At 42.3% G+C, this 23,217-nt stretch carries 20 protein-coding genes and 1 pseudogene; 3 read left to right on the top strand and 18 right to left on the bottom strand.

Annotated features, from left to right (window positions below):
* Nucleotides 1-747: a lysophospholipid acyltransferase family protein gene (locus K1I56_RS04130; RefSeq protein WP_223325345.1), complete on the bottom strand. Its 747-nt coding sequence runs from the start codon at nt 745-747 to the stop codon at nt 1-3.
* A 175-nt stretch (nt 748-922) separates the two neighbouring features.
* Between K1I56_RS04130 and K1I56_RS04125 the strand changes: the two genes are divergently transcribed.
* A complete protein-coding gene (locus K1I56_RS04125; RefSeq protein ID WP_223325344.1) occupies nt 923-3,262 on the top strand; it encodes a cation-translocating P-type ATPase in 2,340 nt (779 codons plus the stop codon).
* Between the two features lie 31 nt (nt 3,263-3,293).
* On the opposite strand, the gene K1I56_RS04120 is transcribed toward K1I56_RS04125, so the two are convergent.
* Nucleotides 3,294-3,824 carry a DUF4352 domain-containing protein gene (locus K1I56_RS04120; protein ID WP_021152864.1) on the bottom strand — a complete coding sequence of 177 codons (531 nt, stop codon included), beginning with the start codon at nt 3,822-3,824 and terminating at the stop codon, nt 3,294-3,296.
* Between the two features lie 138 nt (nt 3,825-3,962).
* On the opposite strand from K1I56_RS04120, the gene K1I56_RS04115 reads away from it, so the two are divergent.
* Complete coding sequence (locus tag K1I56_RS04115) at nt 3,963-4,709, top strand: tRNA1(Val) (adenine(37)-N6)-methyltransferase (RefSeq protein ID WP_021152863.1); 747 nt, start codon at nt 3,963-3,965, stop codon at nt 4,707-4,709.
* The gene (locus tag K1I56_RS04110; RefSeq protein WP_004219743.1) at nt 4,699-4,962 is read left to right on the top strand and encodes a GIY-YIG nuclease family protein; all 264 of its coding nucleotides are present in this window, start codon (nt 4,699-4,701) and stop codon (nt 4,960-4,962) included. The genes K1I56_RS04115 and K1I56_RS04110 overlap by 11 nt, the downstream gene beginning before the upstream one ends.
* A 16-nt stretch (nt 4,963-4,978) precedes the next feature.
* Here the strand turns inward: K1I56_RS04110 and K1I56_RS04105 are convergent, their stop codons facing one another.
* From K1I56_RS04105 to K1I56_RS04030, 16 genes and pseudogenes are all read right to left on the bottom strand, one after another.
* On the bottom strand, nt 4,979-5,872 hold the full coding sequence (locus tag K1I56_RS04105; protein WP_223325343.1) for an aldose 1-epimerase family protein: 894 nt from the start codon (nt 5,870-5,872) through the stop codon (nt 4,979-4,981).
* A gap of 351 nt (nt 5,873-6,223) precedes the next feature.
* Nucleotides 6,224-7,795 (bottom strand): degradosome RNA helicase CshA, encoded by a 1,572-nt coding sequence (cshA, locus tag K1I56_RS04100; RefSeq protein ID WP_223325342.1) that lies wholly within the window; start codon nt 7,793-7,795, stop codon nt 6,224-6,226.
* 802 nt (nt 7,796-8,597) lie between these two features.
* A pseudogene (locus K1I56_RS04095) lies at nt 8,598-9,505 on the bottom strand (magnesium transporter CorA family protein).
* A gap of 41 nt (nt 9,506-9,546) precedes the next feature.
* Nucleotides 9,547-9,927, bottom strand: coding sequence for a PH domain-containing protein (locus tag K1I56_RS04090; protein ID WP_223325341.1), 381 nt, complete (start codon nt 9,925-9,927; stop codon nt 9,547-9,549).
* A gap of 77 nt (nt 9,928-10,004) precedes the next feature.
* Entirely contained in the window at nt 10,005-11,552 is a 1,548-nt protein-coding gene (locus K1I56_RS04085) for a peptide chain release factor 3 (RefSeq protein ID WP_023917622.1), read from the bottom strand.
* Nucleotides 11,553-11,737: 185 nt separating this feature from the next.
* Entirely contained in the window at nt 11,738-13,663 is a 1,926-nt protein-coding gene (locus tag K1I56_RS04080) for a DUF2207 domain-containing protein (RefSeq protein WP_223325340.1), read from the bottom strand.
* A gap of 58 nt (nt 13,664-13,721) precedes the next feature.
* The gene (locus tag K1I56_RS04075) at nt 13,722-14,402 is read right to left on the bottom strand and encodes a YwaF family protein (protein WP_223325339.1); all 681 of its coding nucleotides are present in this window, start codon (nt 14,400-14,402) and stop codon (nt 13,722-13,724) included.
* Nucleotides 14,403-14,415: 13 nt separating this feature from the next.
* A complete protein-coding gene (locus tag K1I56_RS04070) occupies nt 14,416-15,102 on the bottom strand; it encodes a YwaF family protein (RefSeq protein WP_223325338.1) in 687 nt (228 codons plus the stop codon).
* A gap of 25 nt (nt 15,103-15,127) precedes the next feature.
* Nucleotides 15,128-15,829 carry a YwaF family protein gene (locus K1I56_RS04065; protein ID WP_155199418.1) on the bottom strand — a complete coding sequence of 234 codons (702 nt, stop codon included), beginning with the start codon at nt 15,827-15,829 and terminating at the stop codon, nt 15,128-15,130.
* Nucleotides 15,830-15,859: 30 nt separating this feature from the next.
* A complete protein-coding gene (locus K1I56_RS04060) occupies nt 15,860-16,471 on the bottom strand; it encodes an NUDIX hydrolase (RefSeq protein WP_155199417.1) in 612 nt (203 codons plus the stop codon).
* Nucleotides 16,461-17,831 (bottom strand): UDP-N-acetylmuramoyl-tripeptide--D-alanyl-D-alanine ligase, encoded by a 1,371-nt coding sequence (locus tag K1I56_RS04055; protein WP_155199416.1) that lies wholly within the window; start codon nt 17,829-17,831, stop codon nt 16,461-16,463. Before K1I56_RS04055 ends, K1I56_RS04060 begins: the two co-directional genes overlap by 11 nt.
* Before the next feature lie 324 nt (nt 17,832-18,155).
* On the bottom strand, nt 18,156-19,202 hold the full coding sequence (locus K1I56_RS04050; RefSeq protein ID WP_223325337.1) for a D-alanine--D-alanine ligase: 1,047 nt from the start codon (nt 19,200-19,202) through the stop codon (nt 18,156-18,158).
* 76 nt (nt 19,203-19,278) lie between these two features.
* A complete protein-coding gene (gene recR, locus K1I56_RS04045) occupies nt 19,279-19,875 on the bottom strand; it encodes a recombination mediator RecR (protein WP_003002450.1) in 597 nt (198 codons plus the stop codon).
* 10 nt (nt 19,876-19,885) lie between these two features.
* On the bottom strand, nt 19,886-21,937 hold the full coding sequence (gene pbp2b, locus K1I56_RS04040; protein ID WP_223325336.1) for a penicillin-binding protein PBP2B: 2,052 nt from the start codon (nt 21,935-21,937) through the stop codon (nt 19,886-19,888).
* Between the two features lie 140 nt (nt 21,938-22,077).
* On the bottom strand, nt 22,078-22,710 hold the full coding sequence (locus K1I56_RS04035; RefSeq protein ID WP_023917601.1) for a DUF421 domain-containing protein: 633 nt from the start codon (nt 22,708-22,710) through the stop codon (nt 22,078-22,080).
* Complete coding sequence (locus K1I56_RS04030; protein ID WP_023917599.1) at nt 22,707-23,159, bottom strand: DUF3290 family protein; 453 nt, start codon at nt 23,157-23,159, stop codon at nt 22,707-22,709. The genes K1I56_RS04035 and K1I56_RS04030 overlap by 4 nt, the downstream gene beginning before the upstream one ends.
* Between the last annotated feature and the right edge of the window lie 58 nt (nt 23,160-23,217).

The raw sequence follows: 23,217 nt of genomic DNA, 5'->3' as shown, positions 1-23,217 counted from the left end.
TTACTTGTTTTTCCGATGTTTGTCCGGATCCCATACAAAGCTGGCCAGGTAACTAAAGAGCAAGGTCAAGATGCCCACGACTAAGACAAGGGGAAGCAAAAGAATTTTTAACAAACGAATCAAGATAAACGGTTTTGTTGGGGTGTTGATCGCTTGTGCTTCCGCATCCAAGCGATCAAACTCCTCTTGGATACGGCGGGCAACTTCTGCCACTCCTTCGTCATTCATCTTTTTAATATCCGAAATATCAATTGGATGTCCAAAGTTCATATCAATGCGTTCACCCGTTGCCAACCCTTTCAAGTCTCTTGGACCAGTATATGTCACTGGCATGATACGAACCTTCGCCATTTTGGCAATGATGGCAACACCGCCTTTGACATCTTGAGAATGACGGCTTCCACTTGGAAACATAATCAAAGAACGGTTGCTCTTTTTCAGCATATTGACAGGATACTTAATGGCTTCTGCTGCCGGATTTTCACGGTCGATCGGAAAAGCCCCACACATACGAATCCACCAGCCAAAAATACGATTGGTGAAGAGTTCTTTTTTCGCCATAAAGATAAACTGCTTTGGCTTGGTCGCAAAGGCCATATAGACTGGATCCCACCAGGTCCGGTGAGGCGATACCAATATGTAGTTCTCTTCCCGATCTGGAATATTGTCCTTATGATGGTAATGGGCATTCCCATTTAAAACCCAAAGAATAAAGGCAACAAGGCCTCGTAAGTAGGTGTAAAACATAGTTGTTCCTCAAATCCATTTCATTCGTCTCTCAACATGATAGTTAATCATATTGAACCTTCTTTCTCATTATACCGTATCCTGATTTTGACCGCAAACTTTTTTTAGATAAAAAATGTCTCAGCGGACCGATTCTAGATAGTCTTTTTCGCAAAAAAATGATATCATATTGTCTATGGAAACGAATGAATTAAAGGGGTTATCCCTCAGTGAAGTTCGCAAGAAAATGGATCGCGGACAAACCAATGATTTTACAACGAATACCAGTACCAGCACCTGGCAAATCATCAAGCGCAACGTCTTCACCTTGTTTAATACCTTAAACTTTGTGATTGCTGTGGCCTTGGCTGCTGTACAGGCCTGGAGCAATATGATCTTTTTTGCAGTCATTTGCTTCAATGCCATTACAGGGATCATGACCGAGATGCGCGCCAAGCGGATGATTGATAAGCTCAACCTCATGAGTCGTGAGCTAGTGACTGTCATTCGTGACGGGGAAAAAGATGCGATTCCACCAGAAAAGCTTGTTCTAGGTGATTTAATGCTCTTATCTTCGGGTGAGCAGATCCCTAGTGATGCCGAAGTCATGTCTGGTATTGCAGAAGCCAATGAGGCTATGCTGACTGGTGAGAGTGATCTGGTCTTAAAAGAAGTTGGTGATGAACTGCTTTCTGGTAGTTATATTGCCAGTGGTCAAGTCTATGCCCGTGTCAAGCGAGTTGGAGCAAACAACTATGCCAACAAACTGATGATGGAAGCAAAAACCTTGAAGCCGATCAATTCGCGTATTCTTTATAACTTAGCGAAAATTTCAAGCTTCACTGGTAAAATTATCATCCCATTTGGCCTTGCCCTCTTCTTTGAAGCATTGTTGATCAAGATGCTGCCAATCAAGGATGCTGTCGTGAATTCTTCCACAGCTCTCCTGGGAATGTTGCCAAAAGGAATTGCCCTACTGACGGTTACGTCTCTCTTGACAGCGGTTATTAAACTCGGCATGCGCAAGGTTCTTGTCCAAGAAATGTACTCAGTAGAAACCCTGGCCCGTGTGGATACCTTGTGTCTTGATAAGACCGGCACCATCACTCAAGGGAAGATGACAGTCGAAGCTCTCCATAGCTTATCTGATCATTTTTCGGAACAGACGATCCAGGTCATCCTCTCTGCTTACATGCAATATAGCGAGGACACCAATCCTACTGCTCAAGCTATTCGCAAGGCTTATGGGGAGTTGGAGCATGCTTATACTGCGGAAAACATTATTCCTTTCTCAAGTGATCGGAAATGGGGAGCCATGCACCTATCCAACCTTGGAACCGTCTTTCTCGGTGCTCCTGAAATGCTCCTTAAAGAAAATCCCGCTGCTGTCGTCGAAGCACAAGCTCGTGGATCGCGCGTGCTCGTCTTGGCCCACAGTTCAGAACTGATCAGCATGCAGGAATTGAAATTGCCTGAAAATCTTGAAGGGATTGCGGTTATTGAGATTACAGACCCCATTCGTGAAGGGGCTTCAGATACTCTTGAGTATTTGCGCTCTGAAGGCGTGGATCTTAAGATCATCTCTGGTGACAACCCTGTAACAGTCTCTTATATTGCTCAACAAGCGGGCTTCAAAAACTATGAGAACTACGTCGATTGTTCAAAAATTTCTGATGATCAATTAGTGGATCAAGCAGAAGAAACAGCTATCTTTGGGCGCGTGTCTCCTCACCAGAAAAAACTGCTCATCCAAACCTTGAAAGCAGCTGGTCGAACGACAGCTATGACTGGAGACGGGGTCAATGATATCCTCGCTCTTCGTGAAGCAGACTGCTCCATCGTAATGGCTGAAGGAGATCCTGCAACCCGTCAAATTGCAAATATTGTTCTTTTGAACTCTGACTTTAATGATGTTCCAGAAATTCTTTTTGAAGGCCGTCGTGTGGTCAATAACATTGGACGAATCGCTCCGATTTTCTTCATCAAAACGATCTATTCCTTCCTCTTGGCTATTATCTGTATCGCCAGTGCCCTTTTCTTCAACGTCAATTATTTGCTGATTTTTCCATTCATCCCTATTCAAATCACCTTAATTGACCAATTCGTCGAAGGATTCCCACCATTTGTGTTGACCTTTGAACGCAATATCAAACCGGTTGAAAAACACTTCTTAAGACGTTCCCTTCTGTTAGCCTTACCAAGCGCCTTGATGGTCGTCTTTAGTGTCTTGTTTATTCGCCTTTGGGGAGCAAGCCATGGTTGGTCTGCAGCCGATATGTCTACTGTATCCTACTACTTACTTGGATCCATCGGTTTCCTATCCGTTATCCGTGCTTGCCTGCCACTAAATATCTGGCGGGCCCTCCTCATCTTCTTCTCTGTTGTAGGATTCTACGCATCTGCGGTCGTGTTGAAAAACTTGATCGAAATTTCCCTCCTTACAGCCACTACTTTCCCGGTTTATCTAGCATTGATGGCCGTCTTTACAGGAGTCTTTATCCTCACAACGATTCTCCAAAAATATGAATTTGATTAAAAAAAGTTGAGAGTTTTACTCTCAACTTTTTTTACGGTGCATCAAAAGCAACAATCGCAGGTTTTTCATTAAATGCAGCAAATGGTTTTATTTCCAGTTCTAATTTGCCATCCCCTTTTACACCAAAATGTTGTACAGCACCTTCCATTGATCGACCCGGTGAAATTGACCCCATTGTATTTGTATTAGGATAAGTCTCCATTTTATTTCCACCAACAAATAGATCAATGTCAACCCCAACTGCTAGATCACTATCTGATAGATTTTTCACATTATAGGTCACTTTTAATACTTTATCGGGATTTGTTTTATCAAAATCATTCCGTTCATCAGTCCATTCAACATTTGTAATAGTGTACTCAGCTTGTTTATCAAAAACAATCTTATCACCAATAGCATAGGTTGATTTCTTTTCACTACTCTTCTCCGTAGATGCCTTTTTCTCTGTTTTAGCTTCTTTTGAAGTATCATCAGACTTACTACTAGAATTTCCACAGGCTACTAGTATACTTGCTGAAAGCAATGTTACCCCCAAGCCAAACCATTTTTTCGTTTTGTTCATTTACAAAACCTCCCATTTTTTTAATATATAGTAACATATTTAAACAAGAAAAGAAAGCGTTTTTATAAAAATATATCATTTTAATATATTGAAAATTATCATCTTTTCCCAAGCTTCTTTTCATGCTATAATAGAGCCATGACAGATATCGAATTAAAAGACGGTGAGCGCGTCAATCAACTCTTTTCAAGTGATGTGAAAATCATACAAAATCGGGAAGTCTTTAGTTACTCCGTGGATAGCGTCCTCCTCTCACGCTTTCCAAAATTGCCCAAGCGGGGCTTGATCGTAGATCTCTGCGCTGGAAATGGGGCTGTGGGACTCTTTGCAAGCACTCGGACAGAGGCCCAGATCATTGGTGTTGAGATTCAGGAACGTTTGGCGGATATGGCTACCCGCTCCATTGCCCTCAATGGCTTGAACCAGCAAATGTCTATGATCACTGATGACCTCAAGCATTTGCCTCAACATATCAAGGGGAGTAAGGTGGATATCATCCTCTGCAATCCTCCTTATTTCAAGGTGGATGAGCATTCCAATCTCAATGAGAGTGAACACTACCTCTTAGCTCGGCATGAGATTACCACCAATTTAGATGAGATTTGCCATGTGGCTCAGCGGGTTCTCAAATCAAATGGTCGCTTAGCGATGGTCCATCGTCCAGATCGCTTTTTAGATATCATCGAAACTATGAAACGATACAATCTTGCACCCAAGCGGATCCAGTTTGTCTATCCCAAAGTGACCAAAGAGGCGAATATGTTATTGATTGAGGCGATCAAGGATGGCTCACTGGATGGTTTAAAAATTCTGCCTCCCCTCTTTATCCACAATGAAGATGGCAGCTATACAGACGAGATTCATGAGATCTACTATGGAAACTAAGGCTTACATGTATGTCCTAGAGTGTGCGGATGGCTCCCTCTACACTGGCTACACCACGGATGTCGAAAAACGCCTAAAGACTCACAATGCTGGAAAAGGCGCCAAATACACACGGGCTCGCCTCCCCGTTAAACTTCTTTACCAAGAATCCTATCCTGATAAACCCTCTGCGATGTCTGCCGAGGCTCTCTTTAAAAAGAAATCGCGCCAAGCAAAGCTAAACTATATCAAAAAGAACCGTCGGACTCCATAGTCCAACGGTTTTTCATTTACAAAATGGTGATACGGTACTGGTGACTCCGTGTCTCTTGGGGAGCCAACTGGATCACACCTTTTTTATCTTCGAAGAAATCGCCCTCTTCTGCAGATGTGGAAATACCCGTCCAAGGCTCCAAGGCAATGAAAGGACCCTTGTTATTGGTAGACCAAAGGACGAGATTCTCAAAATCTGCAAAGTCAAATTTCAAACCTTTACCGGATTTTTTCGAGAGGAGCTGCACAGATTTAGAAGCTAATTGATCTAAAATAATAGCATCTTTTTCAAACAGTTCATGGCGCAAAGGTAGGCTACGACTATGGTCTAAAAATGGTGTCCGCTGCAGGCGATCAACCAAGCCGGTTTCTGTGAACAAGAGAGGAACGCTACAGTTTTCTTCTTTTTCAAAAATCAACTCGTAGTCTTCATAGTCTTCATCCGCTAAAAGGGGACAACGAAAGGCTGGATGCCCTCCAATGAAATAAGACATGACTTGATCTGACTCTAGATTTTGCACGCGATAGGTGATGGTGATCTCTTTCCCTTTCAATTCATAAGCTATTTCCACTCGAAAATGGTAGGGATAATTTTGCAAGCTTTCGTCGTTAGAGGTAATTTCAAAGACAAGACAATGGTCTGTTTGTTCTTTGAGTTCAAACTCTCTCTTCCGAATAAGACCGTGTCTTGGAAGCTGGCCTGTCTTCACGCCATCTTTTAGATGATACTGCACTTGGCCATTACGGACGCTCCCGCATATCGGAAACAGAACGGGCGCTTGTCCTGACCAATACTCTGGATCCCCTTGCCAGAGATATTCTATGCCTTCTTTACTTCGAATGGAGCTCAATTCCCCTCCAAATGTCTTAAATTGTACTTCTAGATCATCATTTTTTAATGCAATCACCATGGGCGACACCTCTTTATAATTAGTATGGTTATTATATTCATTATAACCTTTTAGAAGAGATTGTCAATTTTTATTTTTCTAGTCAAAAATTTTAAAAAAATAAGAAAAAATCCTTGACAAGGCTTGGAAATAATTGTAGACTTAATATGTTAACAGAAATATTCCGTTTTAGGAATTCATTCTTTCTGTTGTCTGACTTTTTTGGATGCTCCTTATCATGATACATTTTTTCTAAAAGAGTCAGTTATCATTTAGGTCTCCTTATAAATATACAAGGGTTAACAGCTGGTTAACCCTTGTATTTTTGATTTTCATTAAAAAAACGGCCTATTGCTAGACCGTTCTTAGGGCTTATTTATCCCCTTTGTTGCGGATAACAAATCCATTTTTCTTTTCATTGGAAGTACGATGAGGACGTTTGTTGCCTTTGCCTTCAAAGTCTCGGCTATTTTTATTGGACTTGCGTTTGAAATCACGGCGTCCACCTTCACGGTCATCTCTGCGATTGCGGTCACGACGTTGGTCTCCACGACGGCCATTTCCACGGCCACTTTTGCCTTTTCCACCAAAGCCACCACCGGATGGTTTAAATGGCAATGGTTTTTCACGCGCAATTTCAACTTCTGGAAGGCTGTCTGGATCTTGAACGGTCAAGCTCAAAATATACATAGCCAATTCTTCAGGAGTAAATTCTGCAGCCAATTTGCGAGCATCCTTACCAAACTTCTCAAAGTTAGTTCGGATTTTTTCATCCTCAAAGTCTCGCTCAATTTTCTTCAGCGCTACTTGTTTTTTCGCTTGGAAGGCTTCTTCTGCTGTTGCAGGTTTCATTCCCTTCATCCGCTTTTTGGTCAAGTTCTCAATGATTTGCAAATAGCCCATTTCATTTGGCGAAACAAAGGTAATGGATTGCCCTGTTTTCCCAGCACGACCTGTCCGTCCGATCCGGTGAACATAGCTTTCTGGATCTTGTGGAATATCGTAGTTGTAGACATGGGTCACACCTGAAATGTCCAAACCACGTGCCGCAACGTCCGTTGCCACCAAAACGTCCAAGTTCCCATTTTTAAAGTCACGAAGTACACGAAGACGTTTGTTTTGATCCAAATCTCCGTGAATCCCTTCTGCTCGGAAACCACGGATCTTCAAGCCACGCGTCAATTCATCGACCCGGCGTTTAGTCCGACCAAAGACAATGGCAAGCTCCGGTTGCTCGACATCCATCAATCGAGTCATGGTATCAAACTTTTCGCCTTCTTTGACACGAATATAGTATTGATCGACCAAGTCGGTGGTCAATTCTTTAGCCGCAATCTTAACGTGTTCGGGCTCTTTCATAAACTGAACACCAATGCGTTTGATCGCTTCTGGCATCGTTGCTGAAAAGAGCAAGGTTTGACGTGTTTCTGGCACACGGCTAATGATAGCTTCGATATCTTCCAAAAAGCCCATGTTGAGCATTTCATCTGCTTCATCCAAGATCAAGGTTTCAATATGATCGAGTTTCAAGGCCTTGCGCTTGATCAAATCTAGCAATCGTCCAGGGGTTCCCACAACGATATGAGCACCTGACTTCAAGGCTTTGATTTGCTTTTCAATGCTTGATCCACCATAGACAGAGCGGACTTTAACACCCTTGCTGCGTCCAAAACGGAAGAGTTCTTCCTGACTTTGAACCGCCAACTCACGCGTCGGGGCAATAACAAGGGCTTGGATTACTGTGTTATCGACATCAATCTTCTCCAAAGTTGGAAGACCGAAAGCAGCTGTTTTACCGGTCCCTGTTTGCGCTTGACCAATGACATCTTTTCCTTCAAGGGCCAAAGGAATGGTTTGTTCTTGGATAGGGCTTGCTTCTACAAAGCCAGCTTTTTCGATTTCTGCTAATAATGCAGCAGATAAGTTAAATTCATTGAATTTCAATTCTTTCTTCTTTCTAAAAAGTGGTGCGAAGCCACTTTATCACACTTCTTTCAATGCGAAAACGCACTGATTGCATAGGAAGTCACCTTCCCGGTCACCTGTCGCAAGACTCATCTAAAGAAAAACTAGTCCGTCTGTTTAAGACTACAATTTCTTTAGAGAAAAATGTTTTGCGTCCTAACGGATGTTGTTGGCTAGTATCGTTTTTCAAACAAATAGGCCACAAGATCCTACTTGCGGGAGTCTTCTTTCGAACAGAATCCTTCCATCTGCTCCGCCTCCCACCATTTCTCTCATACAAGTTTGCAACTTATCTAGTATAACACAATGAAGAGACAAATGATAGTCAAAGGAGACTAATTTTATTTTTTAGGAAAACATCCTTGATAGCTCTAAATCATAAAAGTGACGCAAAGCAAAGCCAGGACTGCTTTTCTTCTTGCGACCATCTACTATACTTCATCATTGGAGTATAAAAAAATCGGAAAACTTTTATTTTTTGGTAACTCTTATCTTGCGTTTTTACAAATAAATATGTATAATACAGTTAGTATCTAAAATATTTCTGTATAAAGAAATAGGATCATTTTATCTGATTCAACGATTTATTCTAAGTTCTGATTTATTTAGAACCACTCAGTACTATTAAATCTACTCCTACTATTTCCAAGAAGATTTTGTACAGTCGATGAACTATTCACACTGCCCCTTCTTTGGAGAGGAGGGCAGGTGTCTAGATGGTTCCTATTTCTCAGATTATTCTAGATACGAAGAGGCTCGGATTTCTCCAAGCCTCTTTTTTTTATCTTTTTTTCACAATCCACCGCATGACCTTTGCCAAAATGAGCCATAATATAAAGCTACATAGGGATACATAGATCCAAGCATTGGGATCCTCTGTCATCGGAAGAGGGATATTCATTCCAAAGAAACCTGTGATAACGGCTAAGACCGCCAACAAGGCTTCAAAGATGGTTAGGGTTGTCAAGTTATCATTCAAGTTGTTGTTTAGGATATTGTTGTATGATCCAGACAACTGCTGTAAGACATTCGAAATCAACTCAGTCATCGAACCAACTGACGCGCTTCGATCATGGCATCATCAAACTGCTCTTTTTCAACATCATTCATCCTGCGATAAATGGCATGCGCTTTGATATGTTCTAGCAACATCCGATTTTGCTTGGCTGCCGCGACCAGATACACCATACCGGTCTCAAGGTCAGACAGGGCATAAAGATTCTTGGTCGTCGTTGTCTTTCGAAGCAAACGATTGAGTTCATCTTTGTGCTTATCTAAGCGATCAATAATCGGATAATAAGCATTACTGATCATTTCAAGACCTGCAAAAAGCAACTTATAGATCGACAGCTCCCCATGGCTTTCCAAATAGCGAACCATTTGTTCAATGATATAGGCATTGTCCTGATTACTGATGGTCACGAGTCGCGTATCTTGAACGATAAAGGTCATGGGGATGGTTTCGTAGTATTCCTTGTCCTTTTCTAAATCCAATACATTGTAGATAAAGGTGATCGTTCCGTTTTCTCGATTGTAATCCATATGGGCACGTTCGTTCTTATCCATCGCGTACTCAATAGTTTCTTTGTCAATATCGTATTTTTTATAAAGATATGAATTTTCAGCAATCAAATCCGAGTCGATATTGATCCATTTCCGATCTTGACCCAATTGTTTATCGATAAACATTCCGTCTCCTTTCTCAACTGTTCTCTATCAAAATGATTATTTTATTTAAAGACCGCACTGGCTAATGCTTGCTGAATTTCGATGACACTGTTGTCACTCTTGAATTGTAAAACTTCTGAAGGTTCCACTGCTGAAGAAACCCAGATTTTTAATTCGGCATCCAAATCAAAAAGACCGGAAGTTTCTACTGAAAATCGAGAGATGGAGCGATAAGGAAGGGATTTGTAGGATGTTTTCTTCCCTGTTACTCCTTGCTTATCCACCAAGATCAAACGAAACTCTGTAAAGACGATTAAATCACGAATCAAGCTAAAAGCAAGTGTGACTTGCTCTCCCGGCACCAAGATATCTTCCAGATCTCTTTCTACTTTATCAACATTCTTTTGAGAGGCATTGCCCATCAAACCACTTAATAATCCCATTATTTCTCCTTTAAAAGCGAAAACGGATCTTATCCGTTTTCTTATTCTATTGTTATGGATCGGTTTTGAATCGTTCCTTATCCCATCTTTTCTTCCAGCTCAACATCTGGATACTTATCCGCAAACCAGCGGAGGGCAAAGTCATTTTCAAAGAGGAAGACTGGTTGGTCAAAGCGGTCCTTCGCCAAGATATTTCGGCTTGAAGACATGCGCTCATCTAAGTCTTCTGGTTTGATCCAGCGAACGGTCTTTTTACCCATTGGGCTCATGACCACTTCGGCATTGTATTCATTTTCCATCCGGTGCTTAAAGACTTCAAACTGAAGTTGACCAACAGCACCAAGCATGTATTCACCTGTTTGGTAATTGGTATAGAGCTGAATAGCTCCTTCTTGCACCAATTGCTCAATCCCTTTGTGGAAGGATTTTTGCTTCATGACGTTCTTAGCTGACACTTTCATGAAGATTTCAGGCGTAAAGGTTGGCAGGGGTTCAAATTCAAACTTGTTTTTGCCCACTGTCAAAGTATCTCCAACCTGATAAGTACCGGTATCGTAAACCCCGATGATGTCTCCTGCTACAGCATTGCTGACATTTTCACGGCTTTCGGCCATAAATTGAGTTACGTTAGATAACTTAGCACCCTTACCAGTACGAGGCAGGTTGACGCTCATCCCACGCTCAAATTCGCCAGATACGATCCGCACAAAGGCGATCCGGTCGCGGTGACGAGGATCCATATTGGCTTGGATTTTAAAGACAAAGCCTGAGAAATCCTTGTCATAAGGATCGACAAGTTCTCCATCTGTCTTCTTGTGGCCGTGTGGCTCCGGGGCAAACTTGAGGAAGGTTTCCAAGAAAGTCTGTACTCCAAAATTGGTTAAGGCTGAGCCGAAGAAGACGGGAGTCAATTCACCCGCAAGGATGGCTTCTTCTGAAAATTCATTTCCAGCTTCTTGCAAGAGTTCGATATCATCTTTTACTTGCTCATAGAAGGGGTTGTTGGCAAAGAGCTTGTCTCCGTCTTCTAGACTCGCAAAACGTTCATCCCCTTTGTAGAGTTCCAAACGTTGGTTATAAAGATCATAGAGTCCCTCAAAGGCTTTCCCCATCCCGATCGGCCAGTTCATTGGGTAACTGGCGATACCTAAGACTTCTTCCAATTCTTGTAAGAGATCCAGTGGCTCACGACCGTCCCGGTCTAGCTTATTCATAAAGGTAAAGACGGGAATGCCACGGTGTTTCACAACCTCAAACAATTTCTTGGTTTGAGCCTCAATCCCTTTGGCAGAGTCTACCACCATGACGGCAGCATCCACCGCCATCAAGGTCCGATAAGTATCTTCTGAGAAGTCCTCGTGCCCTGGCGTATCAAGGATATTGACCCGTTTGCCATCATAGTCGAACTGCATAACAGATGAGGTTACCGAAATCCCACGTTGTTTCTCAATATCCATCCAGTCAGATTTAGCAAAGTTTCCTGTTTTCTTCCCTTTTACGGTACCGGCTTCCCGAATCTCTCCCCCAAAGTAGAGCAACTGCTCTGTAATCGTCGTTTTACCAGCATCCGGGTGGGAGATAATGGCAAAGGTACGGCGTTTTTTAATCTCTTCTTGTACGTTCATATTCCTAATTCTTTCTCTTTTTATTTTCTGATAAATTTACAAATTCATCTCTACATCGGATTTCTCCTCAATTTCTCTATCTGTCCTATTATAGCGAAAATAGGCACTTTTTTCAACGATGATTCTTCTTTGAGAGCAAAAAGAAAGACCAAAATCCGTCGATTCTAGTCCTCTTATCATGACTGTTAGAAGGCTCCAAATCCTCCGCCACCGCCACCATCAGAAAAGCCACCGCCGTCAAAACCGCCACTGCCATCTGAGGAGTTAGTAGAGAAGCTTGAAACGCTATAGGAATCATCTGCATAACTCATCAAGGTAGAGCCGTCTAGGAAGGAATTTGAAGAGGTCGTTATCCAAACAACAGCATCCCAATTCTCATATGGTAAGGAAATCTGATGATTTTTGAGTACCTGACTCACTTTTTTAGCTTGACCATACATAGTTGCATAGACTAGGATACGATTCCATAGGATGACACTCTCAAGTTCTGCTTGGTTGAAATTTGGAATACTTTCGATCATATTTCGAAAGGCCATCCATTGGAATTGTGCATCCAAGTTCTCTAAGGATTGGAGATGTTCTTCGCGAATTTTCACAAGAATATAAAATGGAATGAATAACAAAACCAAAAGTAAAATGAACCAAAAATAGAAGGAAGATAGGTGTGAACCAAATCCAAAAGATAAGAAACACATGCTCACAAATAAGATCAGTAAGAGCCAAAAATGTAAGGCACAGCCTGTTTTTGAAAAAGCTTCTTCTTTCTCAGATAAGTCTCTAAAATAAGAGGGCAATCCTAATTTCGCAATCTCCTTATCGACACCTTTTGACAATTGCTGGGCATCCTTTTTTAAAAGGGATTGAACTTCATTTCCGATCTTTCGAATACGGTCTCGTTGGGTGTCTGATTTAGCAGCTCGAAAGTCTTTTTTTAGGGCTACTTTATCAATTTTATACTTTGAGAATACCTCACTGATATTAATTGCAGATTCTTGATCAAAAATCATTTCAATAAACTTTAATTCAAAATCAGCCAAGCCTTCATAATGGAGACAAGTCAAGGTTTCCCCATTTTCATCCCTAGTCAACCGAAGATTTCCTCGATCAATAAGATCTAACATGGTTGCCTGAATGAGATGATTAAATTTTAGTTGCCCCTTCTCTCTAGACATCACCATCCGTTCAAAATCAAGTTGATATAGTGCCTTAGCTGGGACAAGAGGAGGTAAATTCTGTGGTGGTTCGTATAATCGTACTCCTTTTGAAATTCGACGAGTTCTGGTACTGATAAAATACCGGATCCATGGAATGAAAGCTAGGATAAATAAAAGAATCGCTACAATTGGAACAACCTTGAGTAGAAGGGTCCGATAAAAGAATGTTTTTTGTTCAATGGATTTTTCTTTTTTGAGAAATTTCTCTTTTCCATTTCCCTTGTTAATCTCATTTGCTTGGTCTCGACGCAGGGCCTCTGTCATTGGCCAATAGCCATGCAGTTCGAGCTTTCCATTTTTAGGAAAATCTTTTGCCCAAATATGATAACCAGTTTCAGTCCGTTCGACTTGGGCTGGTGGATTAAAGTAACCAGTATGGGCATACAGTTTTCCCTGCTTGGCATCCAAGCCATCCACATAAAAATCTAATTTCGCGACTTTTTCATCTCCATCTGAAATAGGAAACCAATTCAATTCTGCAATATCCTTGTAGAAAGTCAAGAGATGATCAATCTTCCATTTCACTTTGATCTTGACCGTGCCACCGACGATACGGGCATTGTATATTTTTAATTGACGGCCATCTTCCAGGTCTGTTTCCTCTACACGAATCTCTCGTTTTTCCCCATCCACATAGGCTTCCACCTCAGGATTACGATGAATCTTAAACCCTTTTGGAAGAGGATCTGCGCTTCCTAGAGTCACATATTGACCATGATAGCCTGTCTGAAACTGATAGGTGATCTCTTGTGTAAATGTTGCCTGGCTATCTTCCTGCAATTGGAGGTGTCCTACATAGGATTCAATCGAATAGCGAACTTCTTCATCCGCATGTGCTGTCGTTATTGTACAAAACAAACTCCAAACGAGGGAGATCATTAGCAAGAAACGCTTCATATATTCTCCTTTGATATAAAACAGGGTTGAGACAGAGATGCCCCAACCTTTATACTGGTTATTTTCTCACTTTCACCCGCTCACTTCTGCGACTGAAGATCTGATTAAAGAGTAATAAAGCAAGGGCTAAAATACTAGATACAACCAGGTAGTTGAGCCAGACTTTATCCCCTCTCATAATCGGAGGGCGGGCCATCAAACCATAATTACCTCCCGTCAATTGATTGACTCCAACCAGGAATAAATCTAAGGCAAAGGTATAGAGAACAATCTGCCTATTTTTTAAGAGGTTTCGATCATACCATCTCAAGAGATAAATCAAGGAATTGATCAGGAGACAGTAATGTCCGAGGAGGAAAGAAAAGCTCGTAATATGAGGGAAAGTGTAGGGGTCAAAGACTGGATAGCCCAAAGCAAAGATAGCTCCACTCACTCCCATCAAGGCAAAGAACTGTTTGCTTTTCCATTTGTCTGGCAAAAACAAGACCGCAAACATGGCCAAGCGACAATGATAAAAAGGTAAACTGTTGGACCAAGGAATGTGGTAGGCAAAATACCAAAGATACAAGCAAATTAACTGGAAGCCTTGTAAGTATTGAAAGCATTTGCGAAATTGCTCATTCTGATAATAGCGAAGTGACATCATGATCGCTGTCACAATTAACAAGACCATCACACTATACCAAAGTGCTGAGATTGCTGGTGGTGCTGTTGATTCTGTAGTGAAAAAATGATGCATAAAGACTCCTTATTTAAACAGATTCAGGTATTCTTCTTTTCTTACTGTACTGAACGATAGTATTGATGAGGATCAGTGTCCCCGTCATTAGGACTGTCACGATGAAATAGTTGAGCACAAGGCCATGGTCACCTATGACAGGAGGACGACGCATAAAGCCGTAGTTTCCACCTGTTGCGAGATTCGCGAGCTGAATAATGGCATTGACCCCAAACGTCATCTGACAGATCTTCCAAACAGCCCTTTCTTCCACCTGGTAGGATTGAACCAGATAGATTAGGCAGTTGGCCAGGAGAGCCCAGTGACCAAAGACATTGTTGATCGAGGATACGTGAGGAAAAGGGTAGGGATAAAAAACGGGATGAACCAAGGCCATAATGGAGCCAAAGACTCCCACAAGTGCAAAACATTGCTTGAAGCTGCCCTTAGGAGCTAAGAGAATAATCCACATGGCCATCCGGCTATGATAGAAGGGAAGACTCTCTGAAAGAGGCAAGCGAGCAGCTAGATACCAAGCGTTGATAATCAGCAACTGGATCAACTGCCCCCAATACCAAAAGTTTTGGTAGCCTTTAGAGTGAGCAAATCGAATGGACAGAACTCCCACTACCACCAATGAAGTCGGCAATAAGAAATACCAGACCCCCAATTGAGGAGGGGCCGTTGGTTGACTGGTGAAAAATAAGTCCCAAAGTGTCATGATTTCTTTCCCTTATCTGCTCTTTTTATTCTGAACGCGAAACTATATTCTCTTCTACCATCTTGTATTTGTATTTATAGCGTTGATTGACCAAGCAAATACCAGCCACCATCACGATGCTGACCAAGAGGTAGTTCAAAAGAGCACCGTGGTCTCCAATGATTGGTGGACGCTTTAAGAAGCCGTAATCTCCTCTGGTCAAGAGGTTGACCAAAAAGATGACTGCATTCATTCCAAAAGTGATCTTAACAATTCGTAAGCTGTCTTGTTTTTCCGACTGATAAAAATCTTGCAGGTAAATCAAACTATTGGCAAACAAGGCCCAGTGACTAAAAATCAGATTGAGCACGGTAATATGGGGGAATGGGAAGGGGTCAAAGGCTGGATAAACCAAGGCCGCAATGGATCCTAGAACTCCCAACAAGGCAAAATATTGCTTGATATAGGTTCCTCTCGGAGCAAAGAGTATTGCAAGCATGGCCAAGCGACAATGATAAAAAGGCAAATTATCCGTCAAAGGCATGTGGGCGAGAATATACCAAGCATTGATGGTCAAGACTTGAATCAATTGTGCCCAGTACCAAAAGCGTTGGTAGCTTTTTGACTGCGCATATTTGATAGAAAAGTAGCCAACCACCAACAAGGAAGCTGGTAGGAAAAAGTACCAGAGTCCAAACTCAGGCGGGGCTGATTTTTGGTTCGTAAATAATAAATCCCAAAGTGTCATGTTTATATCCCTTTAATTTATAGATCGTTTTTAATCACAATACAAATCTCGTTTCCCATCATAAACCTCCCAAAGGAAATTCAATTGTTCTTCTGTATTGCGCTTGGTAGAAAGAGCAGGTATCTTCTCTCTCTCAAAAAATGCAAGATCGGAAATTTCCTGATTCTGTTGAAAACTTCCATCCAGCAATTCACATTCAAATACCAATTTCACATATTGGCGGCTTTGCAATTGGTAGCGATTGGTATCAAATACTGCCAACAAGCGATTGACACGTGCTACATAGCCCGTTTCTTCTTGGATTTCCTTTAAAATATTTTCTTTAGGAGAATAGCCAACCTCACCAAAACCACCCGGCAAGGCCCAGGTCTCTTCTCCCTGACCTTTCACCAGACAAAGTTTTCTATCTTTGACAATCCAAGCGCTAACATCAATTAAGGGGGTGTCATAATAGTTTGTCGGTCGAAACAAATCCGATAATTCTTGTGAATTCAGATCAGTCATTTCTCTCACAAGATCCTGTAAAATTTCACGAATATCCTGGTAGCGCTCTTGATCAAATGGATCTTTTGAGAAGGCTAAGCCTGTATTGGTGATTGAAATCAAGCGCTGAATGTCCTTCAGTACATTATTACTTACCATTCTCCAATTCCTCTACTAATTTGGCTAGATTCATGGAATTGCTTCCCTTGATAAGGATTTGGTCTTGCTCTTTCAAGCTTTCCTTGACTTGTTTGACCATATCCTCAAACTGGTCTTCCTCAGCTGTCTTCTTGAAATAATAGACATGTCCGAGTGGGAACATCTGGCTCGCTAACTGAGCCAATCCCGCAATGTCTTGGCCGTAGAAAATAACCGTATCCAAGACATCTGGCGAGAGACTGAGAATCATTTGGTTGTGTAGATCAATAGATTGCTCCCCTAGTTCTTTCATATCTGCCAGGACGGCTAATTTTCGACCATTTGGATTAGCAGGAATAGTCGAGAAAGTTTCTAAGATTAGGCGCATAGCCGTCGGATTGGCATTGTAGACATCGGATAAGATATCTGCTCCATTACTGGCCTTTTTCCATTCTGTCCGGTTGCGCGTCAATTGCAAGGTTTCAAAACTATCACGAATTGCAGCTTCACTCACTCCTTCTTTCAAAGCAACATAAGCTGCAATCATGGCATTGGTCGCATTGTATTTTCCTGTTACCGGAAGATCAATCGCTTCTTCTAAGAAATTAGCTCGGAAAGTTAAGCTATCCTTTCGCTCGATTAACTCAGTAATAAAAATCTCCTCGTCTGGCCCAAAGCGAACCAATTTTTGTTTTTCAGGGAGGTAGGCATTCACGATCGGATCAGCTGGAACCACCAGAAGGCCACCTTCTGGCATGCCATCCGCAATCTGGAGTTTTCCTTTTGCGATCTCACTTCGATCTTTAAAGAATTCCAAATGGGCTTCTCCAATCAAGGTGACAATAGCAGCTTTTGGATGCGCCAGTTCTGACAAGAGATGGATATCTCCTAGGTGGTCTTGCCCCATTTCGAGGACTAGTTTGTCTGTCCCTTCTGGCATATGCAAAACCGTATAAGGAAGACCAATTTCGTTGTTATAGTTTCCTTGTGTTTTATAGGTCAGGTAGGTGGTGGACAAAAGCTGTGCCAACATATCTTTTGTGGTGGTTTTACCATTTGACCCCGTCACTGCAAAAACATCCACTTTTGTCTTTTGAAGATAGGCTGCAGCTAGTGTTTGAAAAGCGCTCAATACATCTTCCACCAAAATATAAGGGTGGCCTTCTACCACTTTCTCTGAAAAAGTGGCTACAGCTCCATTTTCAAAAGCAGTCTCAATAAAGTCATGACCATCACGCGCTCCCTTTAAAGGAACAAACAGATCTCCAGGCCCAATCAAACGGCTGTCAAATTCAGGCTTGACGAGGGCCACATCTTCAAATTGGCTGATATCATTTTTTGCATGTACTAGATGAGCAACTTCATGTAATGTGAGATTCATATCCGACTCCTCAGTTCTCCGTAGCGTCTTCAAAAATTTGGACGCTCCTATCAAATTCTTCTCATTATACCATATTCTAGACCACAAAAAAAGTGGCTGGGACAGAAGTCCTAGCCTCTTGATTGTTTTTGGATTGTCGAGCAAGACGCAGTGGTTGAGTGCTCAAAGCACTGCTTTGAGGTGGTAGATAGGACTTGCTAAGCAAGTTTCCTAAGTAGTTGTTCGCTTTTCAAGTTTCAAAGATGCCCTACTCAACTGTGCGGAGGTGGGACGACGAAATCGAATTCTAACGAATTACCGATTTCTGTCCCACTCTCTCTTTTCTTACAACAAATGCGCTTCGTGTTTTTGGAAGACTTCTTTTCCAAGCTCTACTAACTTGGTGATCAAATCTGTATAGTTGAGTCCCATATTGTCCCAAAGCAAGGGATACATAGACCATTGGGTAAATCCTGGCATGGTATTGAGTTCGTTTAAGAAGATCTCTCCTTTATCGGTATAGAAGAAATCACAACGCGCTAAACCTAGACCACCGATCGCACGAAAGGCTTTTTTTGCGTTGGTCCGCATAGTTTTCACAACCTCAGGGTCCAATTGAGCTGGAATCGCCATGGTAATTTTGTTGTCGATGTATTTGGCATCATAATCATAGAAGGCCACATCTTTCACAACTTCACCTGGCAAGGTGCTCTTCACATCATAGTTTCCAAGTAGTCCAACTTCGATCTCACGCGCATTAACCCCTTGTTCTACTAAGACACGGCTATCGTATTTGAAGGCCAATTCGAGAGCAGCCCGAAGCTCTGTTTGGTTTTCAGATTTTGAAATCCCTACACTTGAACCCATATTGGATGGCTTGGTAAAGACTGGATACGAGAGAGTCGCTTCAATTGTAGCAATTTTCTCTTCCACGTCATCGCCTTCCACTACAGCTACATAAGGAACTTGTGGAATCCCTGCAGACTCCAAGACCCGTTTGGTGGTAATCTTGTCCATGGCCACACTGGAAGCTAGGATACCACAGCCGACATAAGGCATTTTCAAGACTTCTAAGAATCCTTGAATAGAGCCATCTTCTCCCATCGGTCCATGAAGAACTGGAAAGACCACTGCTCCTTCCTTGTAAATCGCAGATGGAGCCACTTTTTTTGACCAGTCCACTGTCTCATTGGTCATCAATTTCTCATCATCCGCTGGTTTCTCTTCAAAAGCTTCCGTCTGGATGAAGTCTCCTGACTGCGTAATAAAGTAGGTTTGAACCGAAAATGCTTGGTAATCAATCGCGCGCATCACGCTTTCTGCTGAAAGAACAGACACTTCACGCTCTGCACTACGTCCACCATACAACAGGATTAAGTCTTGTTTACTCATAGTTTCTCCCTAATTGTTCCCTTGATTTCTTACTTGATAGTATACCACAATGATAGCCCTTTCGAAAGAACTTCTCTTATAATTCTGTCCGATTTTCAATCGCGCGAAGCAAGGTCACTTCGTCCGCATACTCGATATCGGCTCCAACTGCTAGTCCCCGTGCCAAACGTGTCACTTTGATCCCTGCTGGCTTGAGCACACGCGAGATATACATAGATGTCGCTTCCCCGTCTGCCGTCGCATTGGTCGCAACAATGACCTCTGTAACTGTTCCATCCATCAAGCGACTGATCAAACTCTTGAGATTGATATCATCGGGTCCCACGCCATTCATGGGCGAGATCAAGCCATGCAAGACATGATAGCGACCGTGGTATTCCTGAATATTTTCCATAGCAGATACATCCCGGCTATCTTCTACAACCAGAATGAGGGATGGATCCCGCGTTTCATCTCGACAAATCTCGCAGGTTTCTTCATCGGTTAAATTGCCACAAATACTGCAATACCCTAGCTCACGCTTGGCATTCAGTAAGTTCTTGGCAAATTCATTGACATCATCATCTGACATACCAATGGTGTAAAAAGCCAGACGAGTCGCTGTTTTGATCCCAATTCCTGGCAACTTCGAATAGCTGTCAATTAATTTTGCAATAGGTGCTGGATAAAGCATAGTTTCCTCTCTAATTCATGGGGTGTTTCTGATTGTATAAGTTAATAATGTCACGCGTAATGGAATGACTGACCGTCGCTTGTAGATTGGTATTATGTGGAAAGACCACTGCTACAGCAATCTTTGGATTGTTTGACGGTGCATAAGCCACCACATTGGTATTAATGGCTTGTTTGCCTCCATCGACTGTGGTTTCGGCCGTACCGGTCTTGGCACTAATAGAGACACTAGCACCTTGACCGACGGTTTTCCCTGTCGTCAACCCACTCGTACCATTGGCAACCTGGTAGAATCCTTGCTTTATCAAAGCCATGTCCTCAGCAGAGATATGGACCTGATTGAGCTCCTTGGTTTCGATCGCTTTTTTCAACTGACCAAGCCCCCCTTGATCATTATTGTCATAGATACCTTCGACGACATGAGGACTCACCCTCTTCCCATCATTTGCAACGGTTGCCGCATACTGGGCCAATTGCATCGGTGTATAGTTGTCAAACTGGCCAAAGGCATTGGTCAAATAATTACCGACTGTGTAGTCTTTTGGAATAAAACCGGTCGATTCATTGGGAAGGTCAATCCCCGTTGACGTTCCAAGACCATATTCCGCAAAAGTAGAGCGCAGTTTTTTCATAGCAGGTTCAACCTGATCCACTTGTAAGGTCATGTTTGGAGTGTAAGGCTGCCCCATCATCTTAAGGGCAATTTGGACCATATAGGTATTAGAGGAGTATTCCAAAGCTTCTATCGCATTGATGGAACGACTACCGTATTGGGTAAACCAAGAATTGATAGGAGCTGATCCTGCAAAAACAATCGGCTGATCGGTCAGCACCTGATTCCCAGAAATGGCTCCATTTTCCCATCCAGAAGTCAAGGTTGCTCCTTTGACCACGGATCCTGGAACGAAGACGTTGGTGACTGTTCCCAACGCATCTGCTGATAGATCTTGACTACCAGCCTGGTGTTTAATCCCTGCCATGGCAAGGACCTTCCCAGTATCAGGCTCCAGTGCTACAGCATAGACACCTTCGGAGTAGGTCGCATTTCCAGCTTGCAACTCTGCGCTAAAGGCAGAGCGAAGAATATCCTCCACCCCTTTTTGGAAATCCAAATCAATCGAGAGCTTGAGGTTTTCTCCTTTGGCCCCTTTTGAAACGTCGACGACTTTCTCCATGTTGCCATTTTTATCTAGGAGAATTTCTTTTTCACTGCGTTTGCCTTGAAGGACGTTTTCGTATTCCTTTTCGAGATAAGACGTACCAACCCGGTCATTGAGAGCATAACCTTTTTTGACATAGTCCTCAACCTCTTCTGCTGGAAGCCCCGCCTGCTCGGTCGATACGTTTCCAATAATAGAAGCTAAAGGAGTGTCCAAAACCTTGCGGTCCCAGCTAGTCGTGATGGCAATTCCCGGAAGGCCCTGACTGTCCGCAGCGATGGTCGCAATCTGTTCCGCTCCTAGTGCCTGCGTCGTAATGATTCCCGTCGCAAAATTCTCTACCGCATTCATCTGGCTATAGAGATAAATAATCTTTTTCTCATCATCTGTATAGCCGAGTTTTGAAGGGTCGATACTATCCACTGCCGCTTGATAAATCTTGGCTTCCGGCAGGCGGTTGCCATCGGTATCAAATTTCTTTTTCTCAGGCAGGTGTTCCACGACCTCTTGGTAGACTTTGGTATTGGCTAGATAGTAATCCACTTCTTGCCGTTCGGTCACTTGAGGATTTTCTACGTCGACATACTGCAGGAGTTTCCCAGCTGTCTCTCGCATTTCTTGTGCCGTCATTTTACGATCGCGCGTAAAGGTCAGGACTTGTTTTCCCACATTTTCCACCAAGGGCTTACCAGAAGCATCATAGATTTGCCCTCGCACACTTCCTTGTTTGACCGTCTTTTTCGTAGCTTTTGCCAATTTATCCGTATAGTAGGCTTGGTGAGTGATCTGCATATAGCCAAGTCGGGCAATCAGCACCAAAAAAAGAAGGCAAATCAAACTAAACAGCAGGTAGAGTCTGCGTGTAATCGAATGATTCTCAAACTTCCGTATTTTCTTCTTCATGAAATTTTCTATCCTTCTTTTCTAATGAACACTTACCTTCCATTTTACTATTTTTCCCAGAGTATCTCAAGAAAAGGAAGAGGCCTTTCCTGGAATTTTATAAAGAAAAAAGATTGGACAGGCTCGTCCAATCTCTTCTTTTAATAGGTCACAACATTGATTTTTCCTTTGTCATACTCCGCAATGAAAATATCCAAAACATTATCATAGCCTTCTTTTTCCAATTCAGCCAACAACCACTCTTCACTTTTTCCAATTGTTTCCAAAATTTCAAGCTGAATCACTCCATCCGTAATAATCGGGTATTTAGGATTCTCATCCCCCGCACGGACAACGATCAATTGACCATTTTGTTCAATAACAGCGCGCTTCACATCTTTTAATTGAAAAATCCCTTGTCCACGTAGTTTCAAAGCAACATCTGAAGCAAAAAGTCCTTTGGAACGACACGCTTCCGGATCCAGTTTCCCATTTTTAATGATGACAGTTGGTTTTCCATCAATCAAGTGCTTCATAAAACGAACATTGGTATTGAGCCATTTTAAGAGCAAGATCAAAATAGTCCACATTAAGAGAATCACAATGTATTGAAGAATGGTAATGGAGCTATTGTAGATGACCCCACCAATAATGCCCCCAAGAACAAAGTTCTGTATCTGGTCTACTGCAGAATTTGGTGCTAAGTTTCCTTTCCCGGTCACATTGATGACAAATACCAAGGAAATCAAGCCCAAAGCTAATTTAATCAAGATGTTTAAAAAATTTACTATCATTTGTTCACCTCCACAAGTTCCACGTCTGTTTTATACAGATCCATCTTTTCTAATAGGTAGCTATCTGGGTCAGATCCTGCGATAGCTCGGTAATAAACCTCTCCAACCTTCAGGATCGCCCCATCTGTGGCTGCTGAAGTATTGACATAGACGTCTTCTTTTTTGACATCCAACTCCTTTGAGATGACCTCAATAAAATGCAGAGACCGTTGAAATTGGTCATTATTACTTTGGCTATTTTGGAAACTGCTGATGCCGATCAAGACCACTGCAACCAGAGTCAAAATCGAGATAATGGATAATTCACGGAATTTGCTATCTTGCTTATCCCGATAGGCTTTCACCGCAAAAAAACCAGTCAGTAGAATGAGCAAACCAGAGATCCCAATGGTCACCCAATTTTGCTGACTGATCTGACTCAATACATAATCATAAGAGTAAAATTTCATAATGAACTCCCTTTCTCCAAATGAATTCAAGCTATTATAATGTATTTCAGGAGAGAAT

It is taken from the genome of Streptococcus parasanguinis, from assembly GCF_019929185.1.
In the GTDB taxonomy this organism is placed as follows: domain Bacteria; phylum Bacillota; class Bacilli; order Lactobacillales; family Streptococcaceae; genus Streptococcus; species Streptococcus parasanguinis_O.
The sequence above is the reverse complement of the archived record's forward strand: the minus strand, read 5'-3'. Positions and strand labels throughout refer to the sequence as shown.